Genomic DNA, 16,709 nt, shown 5'->3' with positions numbered 1-16,709 from the left:
CGAGGTACGATTCAACTCAAGCTAGGCCAAACTTACTTCATTGGCCAAGCGCGGTAAGATTTTCCTTTGATCCGGCCGCCAGTAATTTTGTTCAGTGCTTTCTTGGCAACCTTACGATTAACGGCCACATAGGCGCGGTAATCGGTCACTTGGATTTTACCCACCTGTGAGCCTTCGATACCGTTTTCGCCCGTCAGCGCGCCTAAGATATCCCCTGGACGCAGTTTCTCCTTCTTACCGCCATCGATCTGCAAAGTGATCATGGTTGGCGCTGCAGGCGTGTTGCCGAGCAGGCTTTCAGATGGCAGTGATTCGCTGGTAATTTCGCGCTCTAAATACTCTTCTAACAAGGCAATCTTGTAACCGTCTTGGTCGTTATAGAAGGTATAAGCGGCGCCTTTACTGCCCGCACGGCCAGTACGACCGATACGGTGAATGTGGACTTCGGTGTCGTAGGCAACGTGATAGTTAAACACGGCATCCAGCGCATCGATATCTAAACCACGGGCGGCAACGTCAGTCGCCACTAATACACAGGCACTCTTATTAGCAAATTGCAGCAGGGTTTCGTCCCTGTCTCTTTGCTCTAAATCACCGTGCAAAGCCAATACGCTAAAGCCTAAACCTTCGAGCTCATCGGCCACTTTTTGAGTTTCGCGTTTAGTGTTACAGAACACCACTGCGCTTTCAGGCTTATGTTCTAACAACAATAATTGCAGCGCTTGCATACGCGCCTTATCATCGTCTAAGTGATAAAAATGCTGGGCTATGCTTAAACTGTCGTGATTACCTTCAACTTTAACCATGCTTGGGTCATACATGATTTGCTTAGCAATCGATTGAATTTGCTCAGGGAACGTCGCGCTGAATAGCAACGTCTGACGCTCACGTGGCGCTTGTTCGATAATCGCATCGAGGGCGGGTTGGAAGCCCATTTCTAACATGCGATCGGCTTCATCGAGCACTAACATGTTGAGATTGCTTAAATCTAAGCGATTGCGATCTAAGTGATCGACGATACGACCCGGCGTACCCACAATAATGTGCGCGCCGTGTTCCAGCGAGCCAACCTGTGGCCCCATAGGCACGCCGCCGCAAAGTGTCAATACTTTAACGTTATGAATACCACGGGCAAGAGTACGGATTTCCTGCGCCACTTGGTCGGCCAGCTCGCGGGTTGGGCATAACACTAAGGTTTGAATGCGAAAGCGTTTAACGTCTAACTTGTTCAGTAATCCTAAGCCGAAGGCGGCCGTTTTACCCGAGCCAGTTTTACCCTGACCTATCACATCCTGCCCCGCTAAAATGGGTGGCAAACTTTGCGCCTGAATTGGCGTCATCTCGTTGTAGCCCATAGAAGAAAGGTTCTCAAGCAGTTCGGGTTTTAGCTTAAGAGTCGAAAAAGCCATTGATGGATTAGGCTTAGTATCAGAGTTGCTCAAGGTGAATATCCTGTGGTGGGTAACGAAGCGGCTGCTAGGTTACTGAAATTGCGTTACTTATCGATTTAACTGGTCTATCAAGATTCAGGTTAGCTTTGGGCTAGCTTGAGTTTAGATTTAAGCTCTAGGCTCGCTCAACCCAAAAGCACGGCTATTGTAGCAACAAAGCGCGGCTTTTGCCTCAAGTCCTTAAGCAATAGACATAGCTTGCGTGAACAGCAACAAAAAAGCCCTGTAGGAATACAGGGCTTAAACTTAAATTGGCTTGGATTTAGAATTAGCTCAGTGCGACAGATTTAACAAATTACGCGATCTGGCCGAAACGCCCTTCTTGGTAATCGCGAATCGCCTGCTGAATCTCCGCTTGGGTGTTCATCACAAAGGGACCCATCTGGACGATTTTTTCACGGATAGGTTTACCCGCAAACAGTAACATCCCAGCGCCGCGCTCATCGGCTTTAAACTTAAGCACACTTTGGCTATCGAGCACTAAAAACTCGCCCTGATGATGTTGATTTGAAGCAGATGACCACTGTGAATCTTCGCCTTTACTCGAATCGCTTTTATATAAGTCACCTTGGTACAAGTACAAGGCGACAAACTCATGTTGAGACAAATCAAGCGTGGCCTCAGCATTTGGCGATAGACTTAAATCAGCAATGGCTGCTTCGCCCGCTAACCCTTGAATAGCTGCACTAATAAGCGGTTGATCTTCAAAGCCCCAATCACCCGCTAAGGCTTTTAAGCTAGCACCCGTGTCATTGGCCACTTCAACGCTCGCGCTACCCGCAGTATCTTGATACTTAGCTGGACGCAGCTTGTCTTTGGCGGGCATATTGACCCAAATTTGGAATCCATGCAGACCATCAACCGCATCGGCCAGCGGCATTTCAGAGTGCACTACCCCGAACCCTGTACTCATCCACTGCACATCGCCGGCACGAATCGCCTTTACATTACCCATTTGGTCACGATGCTCAAAACCGCCCTTACGAATATAAGTGAAGGTCTCCATCCCGCGATGGGGATGTGCAGGGAAGCCGCCGATAAAATCTTGTTCATCATCAGATTTTATTTCGTCGATCATCAAGAAAGGATCAAATTTAGTCGTCACAAAATCGTCGACACGGCGAATATTGACCCCATCGCCATCCATCGCGGCTTTGGCGGAAAACTGACTTAATACTTTCATTGCGCTCTCCTATCGGTTGAGCAAAGCGGTGCGTGAAACGCCAAAATACTGCGGCTAACACAAGACGCAAACGCTTTGCTGATGGAAGCAGAATAACAAGGAAGTTTACAAAAGAATAACGCGAAATCACGGCCTAAACATTCGAAAAAATAGAACGGTAGGCTGTTGATATCCACTCACACAGGTTTGCCATGGCATTTACTCGTCGACTCGCAGCCAGTCCGCCCATGGGGCGGACGGTCGTCTCGCTAATCACCATGACTCACTTTTTGGCATTAGCCTAACCTGTAGATTTAAAAGATATACGCAACACACTTTTGGACATTTCCGAGTTAAAAACTTAATTTTAACTCGTCAGTTTCGGATTAAGATTTCTATGGGTAACGCCCACTTAAGCGGACAAAAATTGTTGGCTACAATGTGGAGCGAAACGTAACCAACTGTTTTTTTTAGTTTAAAGTGCTTGCTAGGTGAATTACGCATAACCTACTATATGACGGTAACGAGCTAAAATATCCGGATATTTGCGTAACCGATCTTCAACATCAAAAGCATTCCACCAAAGTATTGCATTCTGCTCTTTTCTATCTCTTTGACGTTCTAACATTTCTGTTAAATCACGTGTAGTTTGGGTATTTACAACCAACATATAACCATCAGGTCGATAATCAAATAACGTACTTGGCATGTCTACACCAGATTTACCAATTGAAGTAGTCTTAGAGTGTTTTAAATTTGTTTTACACTGAATAATCATTTTTCCGAGTTTGATAGATTCAGCTCCTTTAGAAACTCGATTTTCATGGTGGAGCATATTGTATTCACAAATCAAATCTCGACCATTGTCACCCTGATTCGTGGGGGCTACTTTCTTAACAGAAAAGACCCATGGTTCACGATCTAGAAGTTCAAGAATTAGATCCTCAAATTCTCCACTGGCTTGCCGATCAATAATGTTCCATTCAAACTTTTGGTCACCAAATAGTAGAGAAATCTCTTTTTGTTGACGAAGTCTAATCAATTCTTTTTCTTCTGCGACAGACTCTAAACCACAGTTAGTGTACTTAATTACCACATGATGGTTGCTAATAAACAGAAGCTGATTTTCTTGTGATATAACCTTTAAATCTGATACATCCCCTAACTCTACAAGAAGATCTTTAGCAAATTCCTCATCTTTAAATGAAATGGTTGTGCGTATGTCATTTATGATTTCAACATTTGAGGTAACTCCGATTATCGTCTCCGCAGTATCATTTTTAGCAGCAATCTCCTTAAGTAATCCAGATATATGTGTACTTTTAAACACTGAAAACTCGCCAGAAAAGCTGCGAAAAAATAGCCAGTCAGGATTCATACGGATATTGGCTACGTAAGATTCATCCTCACCAATAAAATCTCTTATTTTGTCTACCCAAACACTGAGTTCAGGAGAGTCAAAAGAGAAATCATCTGGGCAATAGCTAACAGCACCCAAGATATTTCCTTGATACATATGGAACATATAGAGAGCCATTAAGATATTGAAGAAACACTCAAAGTCTTGTTTACTGTTTTTTCTGATTCGTTCATTTAAAGGTTGAGCTGGAAACCAATACATCCCATATAATTCGTCTTCGATTTCACTGAAATCATTATGTTCACCTAGAAATCGAAATGAACTCAGTCCTCTAGATTTTGCAATAGCGGTAAAGACTGTTGGCACAATTGCATGTAGATCAGTAACTTCTTCTATTCGTTGCTGTCGATAGTAGAAAACTGGAAACAGTTTTTCATCATCAATATCCTCAAGGAATATTCTCCATTGAGGACAACAATCTAACCCTATGAAAATTTGATTTTTATTGCGCCTTGTAACGCTAAAGCCAACTTCTTCAATTCGCTCTAAAAATTCTTCTATCATAATTATCCAATATCAGCAGAACTATAAGATTCACCTAACGCCTCAAACACCGGCTTGGTGAAGTTGGCGACTTTTTTGGAACAAAAAAGGTGACAGCTTTACCAAGTCCGCGTGCTTTGATTTGTTAGGCATAGTTCCAAGTTTCCTTTTGACTAAAGTCAGACCACGGATCTTCGCCATTGAAAGCACCTACATAAAGCACTTTATTACCTCGAATAACCCATTCCATGCCATGCTCTGGCTCCCACTCACAATTTAGTTCCATATGAATTACGGGCTCACTCTCATTTTCCGGGTATGGCACCAACAAAACACTTGGATAAATTAAACCCAGGACATCTGATGGTTTATCAAAGGCTTTTGGTAATTCACCAATTGCTTCAAGGAAACTATTGCAATACCTGATAGAAGCCTCACATACACTATCAACGACATCATCCGATAGCTCATTCAAGTAATTTGCACACTTTTCGGCAAAATCGATATTGTCATCTTCAATTGATAACGCAATAAATTTATCGAAGCGACGAAAGAAGACCTCGCCCTCTATTCCAAACTCACCCGACTCGATATTTCTGATTATTTCCACGTACTATCCTTGGTGCCTAATATTTTATTAGTGCGCATGCGCGTTTACCTCATTAGACCAGTGAAACGCGCACAGTTAACTACCTGTATACAAAGAATTTATCAGCTTTTTATCAAATACACTATCCGGAAAAACGCGCATGCGCGTTTTTCAAACCTATTAACTAATTTTGGAAAAGTATATGCAAATGATTTTAAAGGGTTTTATTAATTTTAGGATGGATAAACGCGCAAACTTATGAGTTTAAAAACACTCAAAAGCATCTAAATTTAAATACGACTGTACACCCATACATTGTTAGTCGCTTTACGGTAGGGCCAAACACTAGGTAAATGGATGAGATTTTGTAGGGCAATTCATTCGTCAGTTTTCGCTTCACTAAATAAATGCTAGCAAGCTTTGGGGCAATAGCTTTTTAGCTAATCGAACAGCAGAAGTGTTAATTAAGATTGGCATTGTTGAAACTGTGACCGTTGGCGGCATGGATGCCGTCGTCGAGCCCTCAGGGACGAGTTTATGGCGAGTCACAGGGGAAACAATGACAATTTATGCTGCAAACTGACAACAAAGTTATCTTGCTTTGGGGCCATAGCTTTTTCGCAGAACGGGCAGCGAGAGGGTTGGTTAGGATTGGCATTATTACGGAAGTGACCGTAGGTGGCATGAATGCCACCGTTGAGCCCTCAGGGAAGCTTATTTTAAAAACAATAGGCGGCATGTCACTGGAGCAATATTGCCAATCGACACTGCACATGTTGTGAATCTTTTACGAAACTAACTTTGATGAATTAAATCTTCAACCTAATCCGGTTTAAACACGCCGATCACTGCGCCGGTGGCTTTTTCAGTGACCTTTTCATCGGTTTGCTGTTCACGGTAGTCACACTCTGTGCATTCAACGGTTTCGATGCCGTTTTCCTTGTAGAGTAAAATGCTGTCTTTGGCGCTGCATTTTGGGCACTTAGCACCGGCTACGAAACGCTTTTTGATTTTAGTGTTTGTCATAATAGATAAAGGACCAGATAGCAGGGCCAAGGGACTCGGCCGAAGAAATTGCCGCTATTTTGCCACACTGATGATTGAATGCCAGTGTTACCTGAAAGTATGAGGCCTTAAGCCAATGTGATGCGATTCGCTCAAGATCGTCCTGAAAAGTCGAATAATTGTCCGAGTTATCGGGTCAGGCTGTGGTTTGAAACTGGGTTGTACGCTATTATCTGTGCCCTGACGAATTCACGTTCTAACCAAGTTGTAGTCAATGATCAGCATCAACCAAGCGCAATTAATCCGTGGTAGCAAAACCCTGCTAGATGAGACCTCTCTCACGATTTATCCCGGCCATAAGGTCGGTTTAGTCGGTGCTAACGGCACAGGCAAATCCTCACTGCTCGCATTAATTTTAGGTCACTTAAGCCTAGATAAAGGTGAATTTAGTCTGCCTTCTGGCTGGCAAATTGCCACTGTGGCCCAAGAAACCCCTGCGCTCGACGTCTCGGCACTGGAATATGTGATCGATGGCGATAGCGAATATCGCCAATTAGAAGCCCTATTACACAAGGCCCAAGAAGAGAACGACGGCAATGCCATCGCGCTGTTACACGGCAAAATCGACGCTATCGGCGGTTATGCGATTCATTCGCGCGCGGGTTCATTGTTAGCGGGTCTGGGCTTTAGTGAAGCCGAGCAAAGCAATCCAGTAAAAAGCTTTTCGGGTGGTTGGCGTATGCGCCTCAACTTAGCCCAAGCGCTGCTGTGCCGCTCTGACTTATTGCTCCTCGACGAACCAACCAACCACTTGGACTTAGATACCATGTACTGGCTCGAAGGTTGGATTAAGTCCTATCAAGGCACGCTGATTTTAATCAGCCATGATAGGGACTTTATCGATGAAATCGTTGATGAAATCGTCCACGTTGAAAATCAAAAACTCAATTTCTACAAAGGCAATTACAGTGCCTTTGAGCGCATTCGTGCCGAACGTATGTCGCAACAACAGGTTGCCTTCGAACGCCAACAAAAAGAACGTGCGCACATGCAGTCCTTCGTTGACCGTTTCCGTTATAAGGCGAGTAAAGCCAAACAAGCGCAGAGCCGCTTAAAGGCGCTAGAGCGCATGACTGAGTTGTTGCCGTCTCAAGCCGATAGCCCCTTTTATATGGAGTTTCGTGCTCCAGAAGCCCTACCCAATCCGCTGATTAAGATGGAGCAAGTCGCTATCGGTTATAGCGATAAGCCAATCCTGAGCAAGGTGCATTTAAACTTAGTACCGGGTGCGCGTATTGGTTTGCTTGGCCGTAACGGCGCGGGTAAATCGACATTAATCAAGCTGTTATCGGGTCAATTATCGCCAATGACAGGTTTGTATGAACCTAACCCTGGCGTCAATATCGGTTACTTTGCCCAGCATCAAATCGAATTTTTGCGCCTCGACGATACGCCGATGCAGCATTTAGTGCGTCTTGCACCCAATGCCAGAGAGCAAGAGTTGCGCAACTTCTTAGGCGGTTTTGGTTTTAACGGCGATATGGCGCTCTCACCTGTACGCCCCTTTTCTGGCGGCGAGAAAGCCCGTTTAGTGTTAGCACTATTAGTTTGGCAACGCCCAAACCTATTGCTGCTCGATGAACCCACCAACCATTTAGACTTAGAGATGCGCCACGCCCTAACAATGGCACTGCAAACCTTTGAAGGTGCTATGGTTGTCGTCTCGCACGATAGGCATTTACTGCGTTTAACCTGTAGCGATTACTATCTGGTCGATCAAGGTGAAGTGCGCGCCTTCGACGGTGACTTAGACGATTATCACCAATGGTTGCTCGATGCGGCGAAAGCCAACTCGAATCAAAACAGCACCAGCGACGAGATCAAACCTGCCGCCGATAAAAAACAGCAAAAACGCCTCGAGGCCGAAATCCGCCAAAAGGTATCGCCGCTCAAGCGCAAACAAACTAAGTTAGAAACCGAGCAACAAAAGCTGAGCGAACGCCTCGCCGAGCTAGAACACTTGCTGGCCGATAGCGAATTGTATGATCAAGATAACAAAGCCAAGCTAACCTCGGTATTAACCGAGCGAACGAGCTTGACGCAAACCTTAGAAGACAGTGAAATGCAATGGCTCGAGTTGCAAGAAGAGATAGATGCAATGGAGCAAGAGGTCATGGAGCAACAATAACTCCAGCGTTCTTTTACATAAAAGTCAGTAGCAGCGGCAATACAAGGAAATAGTATGGCGGTTTTAACCCAGTTCGACAGTCAACTCTGGCAATGGTGTGATATGAGCTATGCGCAAAACAAAGCGCTCTGTCTCGAATTGCAAAATAGCTGTCAGGTGAACGTCAATCTACTGCTACTGGCACAATATTTAGATATCACTATGGATGTGTCTGGGCCGCAGCAATACAGCACGGACCAATGGCAAACACTGATGACTGCTGTGGGTGAATGGGATGAAAGGTTTCTCATGCCCTACCGCAAATTACGCAAACTGGCTAAGTCCAGCCTGAATGAGCAAGAGTATCAGCAGATGCTCGCCGTTGAGCTGATGATGGAACGTAAAGCGCAGCGAACCATCTTGAATAAACTCAATGAACTCAGCCCAAGCGGCCAAGCGACAAATCTAGTGAGCTACTTAAGCCTGTTTGGACTCAGTGACATTGACGCCAACGAAATCGGCCTCATTGCGCCCTGATCTAAGTTAATCAAGTTAAAACAAGCTCAACCATGTTAGCTCAAACTCAATCAAATTAACGCTATGATCATCTGAGCCGCTAACGGCTGCGGCCTTGCGGATAGCGTTCACAGTCATCCTTGATCACCAACCAGTTCAGCTGACTCTCAGTATAAATATGGTACTTAGGCTGAACTTGGTTAGCATCGTCCAGACTCGCTATGCTCAAGGTCAAATAATCGGGATATTGAGTATGTCGGTAAGTTAACGATGTACCGCATTGGTCACAAAATCCACGGCGAATAAACTCGGACGATGCAAACTCAGTCACCTGACCTTTAAGCCAAATCACTTGGCTGAGTTTAAAATCCATCCAAGCCCCAAATGCAGATCCCGTGCTTTTTTGGCATGAACGGCAGTGGCAATAATCCGCATCAAAGGGTTCACCTTCAATCTGATAACGAATCGCGCCGCATAAGCAACCACCTTCCCGTAATATGTTTTCAGACATTCACACCCCATCAAGCTTTATCAAGCTAAGCTGCATTTTGATAAGATAACATCAGGCTTTACCGTCAGTGAGCTTCTGTGCGAGTGCGGTAGCATTACGTGCCGTGATGCCATAAATTGACAGCTGCGGGTTAGCGCCAAGGCTGGTCGGGAAGATAGAGCCATCCATTACAGATAAATTCTCTAAATAGTGCGACTGACCATAACTGTTGACCATAGAAAGCTTTTCATCTTCGCCGAAGGGACAACCACCCATTACGTGCGCCGATGCGACGATAGTGCGCAGTGGCGCGAGTGACATCTGCGCAATGCTCTCTTTGGCGTCTTTCCACGAGGACAAGTAAGGCATACCATCGCTGATCGGCAACACTTTTAAGGCGCCCGCCGAGAATTGTAACTCCGCCATACTGGCAAAAGCGCGTCTCGCGGCCCGCCAAAAGGCATCGGTCAGCGGATAATCTAAAGCAAAACCCTTATCCGTTAAGTGTACTTCACCGCCTTGACTGTCGGGATGATAGCCATCGCGGATCAAAGCGATAGTCACTTGCAACTGATTGAATTGTGACATTAACTCAGCATGACTTGTACCATATCCTAAGGTTTTAGAGGCAATTAAAATCGGATGCACCGGCGGCACTTCGAGTTTATAACCCAGCTCACCATCGGCGCCATTGTTCCACACAAATTCATCGGAATAGATAGATTGCGGCGCACCGCTATGGCCATTGATCGAATCGGCAAATACGCCGCCGGATAACAAAGTAGGATGTAAAAAGGTGCGTTTACCCAAAAGTTGGTGGGGATCGGGCACTTGCGAACGCATCAAAATCGTCGGTGTATGGATAGCACCCGCACTCAAAATATAATGTTTAGCCTTAAATAACAGCTCAACGTCAGTGGGTCGTAAATTCACATCCAGCGCCTGCGCCTTTAACGCAAACACTTGACCATTATGGTGCTCAATCTTAGTCACTTTAGCGCGACTGATCAGCTGCGCGCCTTTCTCAAGTGCCGCGGGAATCGTAGTGACTAACATAGATTGCTTCGCATTGACCGGACAACCCATTCCGCAATAGCCGGTATTCCAGCAACCCGCCACATTGCGTTTAATCACAGTGTATTCCCAGCCAAGATTGATACAACCTTGCTTCAGGGCGGCATTATTGCGATTAGGCTCATAATTCCATTCATGAATGTTGAGCCGTTGTTCCATTTGCTCAAACCAAGGATCTAAACTCTCGCGATTAAGCCCAGCAACCGACTTATGTTGCGCCCAAAAAGCTAACGCCTCGGTCGGAGTGCGAATAGAAGTGGTCCAGTTAACTGTGGTTGAGCCACCGACTGCGCGGCCTTGAAAAATCCCGATCGCCTTATCGGCGGTTTTCATCGCCGCAGCTTGTTGATACAAGTTGGGGTAAGCGACCCGCTCTTCCATATTAAAATCGCTGGAGGATTTTAGCGGTCCCGCCTCAATCATGATCACGCTCAACCCAGCTTGGGTGAGGATTTCAGCCGCCACACCGCCGCCAGCACCTGTGCCGACAATAATCACATCAGCTTCAAACTGCTGGTTTTCTTGCAATTGGCTCGCATCAGTGTGCAACCAACCAGAGTTTAAACCATTCACTATAGGATCTATGATTGCCAACTTGAGTGCTCCACTGTCGCGGGTAAGATGCTTATTATTCGGCGTTTGATTAGGTTAAAAATGGACTCGCTATTTGAACAGTTCAGGCTTGGCATAATGCAGGCGGCTCCAGTGCTCAGGACAAGCGTAGTAACTTGCCATCACTAATTCCCGCAATCCAAGATAAGCCGTTTGTAACAAAGCAAAATAACTGTGGCGCCAGGTTTCTAACATATCAGTTAACTCGGCGGGAGAGCGCATCAATAGCGGCGTCATGCTCGAGGTGAGTACCAGTAAACCAAGACGATTTTCGAGCATATCGAGCAGTTCAAATAACTCGGTTTGCTGCTCATCGGGTAACACAGCAATCGACTGTTTGATGGCATCTAAAGTGCGGTTTTGCGCCGCCAACTTATGGATGGCCACATCAGGCAAGGCGCCGTCGAGCATCACAGGCAAAAGCACGCTAAACAACAAACGATAATCTTTGCCTTCGCTATCCTCGGGCAAACTAAACTCAGGAGAATAGAGATTAACCCCTAAGGCTAACGCCGCCGTACCGGCAAACGCACCCATTATAAAGGTTCGTCGCTTCATCTCTATCTCCTAATTATCAACCTAAATGTCGGCCTAAATATCAGCATAAAAAACAATTGTGCTACAATGGCCGCGAGTTTATACCCAAGCGACCTCAAAATACGAATTTCAGCATTTTGAGTTGGTTTGGGTATAAATTAAACACACGTTTTAATTTTCAGCAATAGCCGATACCAAGATAAACATCTATGCCAAATTCCTTTATGCCACCTTGGTGGGCCAAGAGTCCCCATATACAAACGATTTTACCCGTATTCACTAAAGTGGCCAAACCAGCATTACAGCGGCAGAGCTTAGAGTTACCCGATGGCGATTTTATCGATTTAGATTGGCAGGATGTTCCACAGTCTGGCAAACCGATCATGGTGATCATCCACGGTTTAGAAGGGAGTGCTCAGTCCCATTATGCGAGGCGGATACTGCAAGCCTGTAAAGAACAGCAACTCGCAGCCGTCGTGCACCATCACAGAAGTTGTTCGGGTGAGGCCAATCGCCTCGCGCGCAGTTATCACAGTGGTGACACGGACGATTTACAGTTTAGTCTATCGACACTGAAAAGCGCGTATCCGCAATCGCCCTTATTAGCCGTAGGTTACAGTTTAGGCGGCAATGTACTGACTAAGTATCAGGGCGAATATCAGGATGACAGTTTATTAGCTCGCGCAGTGGTTGTCTCGGCGCCGCTGCAATTGTCCGCCTGCGCAAAACGTTTAGAAAATGGTTTTTCGAAGGTATATCAAAGCTATTTAATCAAACAGTTGCAGCAAAAAATCAGCCATAAGCTGAACGATCCCGACTTAGCCATCTCTATGCCGCTGAGCCAGTTGCAGGTCGACCGTTTAAATACCTTCTATGATTTTGACGATAAAGTCACAGCGCCATTGCACGGCTTTGACGGCGTCGACGATTACTATACGCGTGCCAGTGGCTTACCCTTTGTCAGCCGCATTACTAAACCGACGCTTATCATCCATGCCAAGGACGATCCCTTTATGACCGATGAAGTGATCCCCCAGACAAACCAATTATCGGGTTATGTAGAATACGAACTGCATCCCTATGGCGGTCATGTTGGCTTTATCGAGGGCGGTACACCTTGGAAACCGCGCTTTTATCTTGAGCGACGGATTTTACACTTTTTACTCGGCGATCAAAGTGTTGGCAAACTTAGCGTAGACCCCATCAACAGCGACAATATTCCCCAAGGAAGCACCGATGCTCATTCCCTATGAAACCCTGTTACAACTCCCCAAGGAAACGCTCGCCAATGTGATCCGCGAATATCTCTTCGGTCAAGTGGAGGATGGCAGCTTTGCCAGTCTCGATGAACAGGAGCTTGCTCAGGCGATAGTCCAATGTCAACAAGCACTTAAGCAAGGTAAGCTGAAATTAGAGTACAGTGAAGACGATGAATCCTTCGCCATACGTTCAGCGGAACAAATAGCACAGCAGCAAGATTGACCAGTCCTACCTCTGTACCGTATAAATAGTACTCGCATTTTTATCGCTTCCCCATAAGCGGCTCTTTTGGTTCCTAGCTAGGTAGAAAAAATGTCAGCAAAACATCCCATTATTGCAGTTACAGGCTCATCAGGCGCGGGAACCACCACCACGACGACTGCCTTTAGCCATATTTTTCGCCAACTCGGGATCAACGCCGCCTTTGTCGAAGGCGACAGTTTTCATCATTTTACCCGCGCCGAAATGGAAGTCATGATCCGCAAATCCCAAGCTGAAAACCGCAATCTTAGCTATTTTGGCCCAGAGGCTAATAACTTTGCTCGTTTAGAGCAATGTTTTCGCGATTACAGCACCACAGGCCAAGGTGAGACCCGCAGCTATTTACACACCTTCGATGAGGCAGTGCCTTTTAACCAGATGCCTGGCACTTTTACCCAATGGCGACCACTACCTGAAAATACCGATATGCTCTACTACGAAGGCTTACATGGCGGTGTGGTTACTGGTGATGCCAATGTCGCCCAGCATGTGGACTTGCTGATCGGCATGGTGCCCATAGTCAACTTAGAATGGATCCAAAAAATTATCCGCGATACTTCGGAACGTGGCCACAGCCGTGAAAAAGTCATGGGATCAATTGTGCGCAGTATGGACGACTATATTAAGCACATGACGCCACAGTTCTCCCGTACTCACATTAACTTTCAGCGAGTACCGACGGTCGATACCTCTAACCCATTTAGTGCCAAAGATATTCCGAGCTTAGACGAGAGCTTTGTGGTGATCCGCTTCCGCGGTATCAATAATGTCGACTTCCCCTATTACCTCAATATGATCCAAGGTTCATTTATGTCACGGGTCAACACACTCGTCGTCCCCGGCGGCAAAATGTCGCTGGCGATGGAGCTGATCCTCACGCCTTTGATTAAAGATTTGATGGAAAAACGTCAACAACTTAATACCCCAGAAGCGAACTGAAACCTTGAGGATTTGTGGGCAAGTTTGACTAAAGGCTAAGGAAATAAAGTCTTTTTTGGCAATGGATTAAGTTTTATTTAAGCCACTAGCGCTAATCTTGTCGGCATCGGGATTTCAGGCGAAAGAACGATAGTTGGCATACTCTTGGGAGTTAATTCCCCCATCTTGATCTGTTGATTTCCTTGAGTATGTCAGCAACCTTTTAACGTAACTTTAAGTCTTCAGAGTTAATTCCACATCCATACTTGATCTGTTGATTTCCTTGAGTATGTCAGCAACCTTTTAACGTAACTTTAAGTCTTCAGAGTTAATTCCACATCCATACTTGATCTGTTGATTTCCTTGAGTATGTCAGCAACCTTTTATGAAGAATGAATTCCACATCTATGCTTGATCTGTTGATTCCCTCGAATATGTCAGCAACCTTAGCTTAAACTCTAAATCTCAGAGTTAATTCCACATTCATACTTGCTCTGTCGATTTCCTTGAGTATGTCAACAACCTCTCAGAAAATAGGTTCTAGGCTTTAGATTCTAGGAAAACAGAACGTTCGTAAACTCACAGAACGCTGCGCTCACCGTAAGAGCAAAGTCCGTTGCATAAATCGTAAGTCAAAAAGTGACGTTCTGTAGCAGTTTGCTGCGTGCCGTTATCCGTAGCCGCAACGCGGCGTTCTAGCAGCTGCAAAGCAACGCCCTAGATTCTAGCAGCAGCGTTTTTTGCTGCGCCCTAGCAGGCCAAAGACCGCCCTAGATTTTTATACATCACCATGCACTCTAAGGCTATTCCTCTGGGCGAACAGTAGATAGATTCCTCCTCTAAACCCTCACCACCAAAACCACAGTGGCGATAGAAATCCACCGCATTTAAAGTTGATTCTAATCTGAGCTGGGCAATCCCCTGATTAAAAGCCATAGTTTCAATAAATTGCAGCAGCACTTTACCAACTCCTAACCCCATAGCATCGGGGGAAACAAACAAGGCTTCTAACTGGGCATAGGGTTCATCCAACATGGCAGTGCCGACCACAGTCTTAAGCTGCGACTCGTTAGAGGACAACTCTGCCACATAAAAATGTGCATCGACGATACGACTAAATTGCTCGGTCAGTTCGCCCTCGGTCCAAATCACCAGATCGCCCGCATCATAAAATCCGGCGCAACCTTTATTGATGGCCGCATTGCGGATATCCCAGCAGGCCTGAGCATCCGCTTTCGTCGCTTTTCGTATCGTTATCATCATGTTTCCCGATTAAAAATGCTCAGCCATAACATGCCATGAAGCCGCTAAAACGCCAAGTAAACGAGTGTTCTAATCTTTCAACCAATAAAAAACCGCCCGTAGGCGGTTTAATCAAAGCTACAGAACCTTAATGGATCTTAGCTAACATATCTGACTTAGTCTTAGCGCTAGGCTTAGCCTTTAACCAATTCACTAGCTAGGCTTAGCCTTTAATCAATTCACTAATAGTCAATACGCCATGGGTCGTTGCACCCGCGCCCCACATGGCAGAAGCTGAATCTTCAAAAGCGCCTGCTAAATCCACGTGTAACCATTTAGCTTCGGGTGACACGAAACGCCATAAGAAACCAGCTGCATTAGAAGCACCACCTGCACCGCCGCCTTTCATTGCGCGGCTGTTGGCTGTGTCAGCATAGGCAGATGGACACATTTCTTTGTGCCAAGGATCCAGCGGCAGCGGCCATACGCGCTCGGCAACGCTAGTGGCTTTTTGCTGGGCCAGTTGCAACACATCCGCCTGTGGCGAGAAAATCGCGTTGTAGTTAGAACCCACCGCCATCACAGCGGCGCCTGTAAGGGTCGCTGCATCGATAATAAAAGGTGCGCCTGTAGCAGAAGCGGCTTGTAGGCCATCGGCCAACACTAAACGCCCTTCCGCATCTGTGTTCACCACTTCAACTGTTACACCATTTTTGTAGGTCAGAATATCACCTAACTTATAGGCGCGGCCGCTGATCAAGTTTTCAGCACAACATAAGAAGAGTTTAACGCGTTTGTTGAGGCCAGATTTGATCGCTAAACCAAGTGCTGCAGTCACAGTCGCCGCGCCGCCCATATCGCATTTCATGCCTAACATGCCTTCAGAAGCCTTGATGCTGTAACCGCCAGAATCAAAGGTAATCCCTTTACCCACAAGCGCCACAGACACGGGTGCATCGGCGGCTAATGGGTTGAAGTCTAACTCTAACATTGCCGGTGGACGCTCACTGCCGCGACCGACGGCATGGATACCAATCCACTGTTCTTCAAGCAGCGCTTCGCCTTCGATAATCCGATAACTTACCTTGTCGCCACCAACGTCAGCCAACCATTTTGCTGCTTGTTGGGCAAGCTTCACTGGCGACAGGTTTTCAGGCGTATCGTTGATCAGTTGACGGGCAAAGGTTGCCACATCGAGTCGACGTTGCAATTCTGCTTGCACAGCTTCATCACCACACCAATGGATTTGATAACCAGGTTTTGCCGTCGCGAAACCTTGGGCAAACACCCATTGGCTATTGAGATCCCAAAACTGCCCAGCTAATTCCACACTGCTAATACCTTGACTGCGCAGTTTACGGGCCGCCATTTGAATTTGACGCAGCTCATCGCCACCCGCTAAATGAATTTGCGCACCATCGGCAATATAAGTCACATCAGCCTTGCCCCAGTGCGCGGCGGGTGCTTCTTTAGTTAATTGCACTTTCATCAATTCAGTTACTTTTAGTTCACTCATTAGGGA

General features: G+C 46.1%; 16 protein-coding genes. 6 read left to right on the top strand and 10 right to left on the bottom strand.

All coding sequences use genetic code 11. The annotated features are described in order from the left end of the window. Positions 1-32: 32 nt before the first annotated feature. The 4 genes from dbpA to RA178_RS04220 all read right to left on the bottom strand — a co-directional run bounded on the left by dbpA (position 33) and on the right by RA178_RS04220 (position 5,126). Positions 33-1,409 carry an ATP-dependent RNA helicase DbpA gene (dbpA, locus tag RA178_RS04235; RefSeq protein ID WP_011847678.1) on the bottom strand — a complete coding sequence of 459 codons (1,377 nt, stop codon included), beginning with the start codon at positions 1,407-1,409 and terminating at the stop codon, positions 33-35. A 337-nt stretch (positions 1,410-1,746) separates the two neighbouring features. Continuing rightward, complete coding sequence (locus RA178_RS04230) at positions 1,747-2,634, bottom strand: pirin family protein (protein WP_306684679.1); 888 nt, start codon at positions 2,632-2,634, stop codon at positions 1,747-1,749. Positions 2,635-3,109: 475 nt separating this feature from the next. After that, positions 3,110-4,537 carry a hypothetical protein gene (locus tag RA178_RS04225; protein WP_306684677.1) on the bottom strand — a complete coding sequence of 476 codons (1,428 nt, stop codon included), beginning with the start codon at positions 4,535-4,537 and terminating at the stop codon, positions 3,110-3,112. Positions 4,538-4,661: 124 nt separating this feature from the next. Next, on the bottom strand, positions 4,662-5,126 hold the full coding sequence (locus RA178_RS04220; RefSeq protein ID WP_259585183.1) for a DUF6985 domain-containing protein: 465 nt from the start codon (positions 5,124-5,126) through the stop codon (positions 4,662-4,664). 436 nt (positions 5,127-5,562) lie between these two features. On the opposite strand from RA178_RS04220, the gene RA178_RS04215 reads away from it, so the two are divergent. After that, complete coding sequence (locus RA178_RS04215; RefSeq protein ID WP_306684674.1) at positions 5,563-5,688, top strand: hypothetical protein; 126 nt, start codon at positions 5,563-5,565, stop codon at positions 5,686-5,688. 239 nt (positions 5,689-5,927) lie between these two features. On the opposite strand, the gene RA178_RS04210 is transcribed toward RA178_RS04215, so the two are convergent. Next, entirely contained in the window at positions 5,928-6,131 is a 204-nt protein-coding gene (locus RA178_RS04210; protein ID WP_012088350.1) for a YheV family putative zinc ribbon protein, read from the bottom strand. Positions 6,132-6,384: 253 nt separating this feature from the next. Here RA178_RS04210 and RA178_RS04205 point away from each other — a divergent pair, with 253 nt between their 5' ends. Both RA178_RS04205 and RA178_RS04200 read left to right on the top strand, forming a co-directional pair. Further along, on the top strand, positions 6,385-8,298 hold the full coding sequence (locus RA178_RS04205) for an ABC transporter ATP-binding protein (RefSeq protein ID WP_306684672.1): 1,914 nt from the start codon (positions 6,385-6,387) through the stop codon (positions 8,296-8,298). 54 nt (positions 8,299-8,352) lie between these two features. Continuing rightward, a complete protein-coding gene (locus RA178_RS04200; protein WP_263168353.1) occupies positions 8,353-8,814 on the top strand; it encodes a TIGR02444 family protein in 462 nt (153 codons plus the stop codon). Positions 8,815-8,893: 79 nt separating this feature from the next. Here the strand turns inward: RA178_RS04200 and RA178_RS04195 are convergent, their stop codons facing one another. The 3 genes from RA178_RS04195 to RA178_RS04185 all read right to left on the bottom strand — a co-directional run bounded on the left by RA178_RS04195 (position 8,894) and on the right by RA178_RS04185 (position 11,527). Next, positions 8,894-9,304, bottom strand: a complete 411-nt coding sequence (locus RA178_RS04195; protein WP_306684670.1) for a GFA family protein — start codon at positions 9,302-9,304, stop codon at positions 8,894-8,896. A 51-nt stretch (positions 9,305-9,355) separates the two neighbouring features. Then, positions 9,356-10,951 carry a GMC family oxidoreductase gene (locus RA178_RS04190; protein ID WP_263201775.1) on the bottom strand — a complete coding sequence of 532 codons (1,596 nt, stop codon included), beginning with the start codon at positions 10,949-10,951 and terminating at the stop codon, positions 9,356-9,358. A gap of 69 nt (positions 10,952-11,020) precedes the next feature. Further along, on the bottom strand, positions 11,021-11,527 hold the full coding sequence (locus tag RA178_RS04185) for a TAT leader-containing periplasmic protein (RefSeq protein ID WP_105251529.1): 507 nt from the start codon (positions 11,525-11,527) through the stop codon (positions 11,021-11,023). 188 nt (positions 11,528-11,715) lie between these two features. Here RA178_RS04185 and RA178_RS04180 point away from each other — a divergent pair, with 188 nt between their 5' ends. The 3 genes from RA178_RS04180 (at position 11,716) to RA178_RS04170 (ending at position 13,966) form a co-directional block, all read left to right on the top strand. Beyond that, the gene (locus tag RA178_RS04180) at positions 11,716-12,759 is read left to right on the top strand and encodes a hydrolase (protein ID WP_306684667.1); all 1,044 of its coding nucleotides are present in this window, start codon (positions 11,716-11,718) and stop codon (positions 12,757-12,759) included. Next, positions 12,743-12,988, top strand: a complete 246-nt coding sequence (locus RA178_RS04175; RefSeq protein WP_173246707.1) for a YheU family protein — start codon at positions 12,743-12,745, stop codon at positions 12,986-12,988. The genes RA178_RS04180 and RA178_RS04175 overlap by 17 nt, the downstream gene beginning before the upstream one ends. A 90-nt stretch (positions 12,989-13,078) precedes the next feature. Further along, a complete protein-coding gene (locus RA178_RS04170; protein WP_011847692.1) occupies positions 13,079-13,966 on the top strand; it encodes a phosphoribulokinase in 888 nt (295 codons plus the stop codon). 729 nt (positions 13,967-14,695) lie between these two features. Here the strand turns inward: RA178_RS04170 and RA178_RS04165 are convergent. Both RA178_RS04165 and pepB read right to left on the bottom strand, forming a co-directional pair. Further along, positions 14,696-15,205 (bottom strand): GNAT family N-acetyltransferase, encoded by a 510-nt coding sequence (locus RA178_RS04165; RefSeq protein WP_219252224.1) that lies wholly within the window; start codon positions 15,203-15,205, stop codon positions 14,696-14,698. Positions 15,206-15,410: 205 nt separating this feature from the next. Next, positions 15,411-16,703: an aminopeptidase PepB gene (gene pepB, locus RA178_RS04160; RefSeq protein WP_306684663.1), complete on the bottom strand. Its 1,293-nt coding sequence runs from the start codon at positions 16,701-16,703 to the stop codon at positions 15,411-15,413. Between the last annotated feature and the right edge of the window lie 6 nt (positions 16,704-16,709).

It is taken from the genome of Shewanella oncorhynchi, assembly GCF_030848765.1.
Lineage (GTDB): Bacteria > Pseudomonadota > Gammaproteobacteria > Enterobacterales > Shewanellaceae > Shewanella > Shewanella oncorhynchi.
This window is presented reverse-complemented; position numbering and strand designations above follow the sequence as displayed.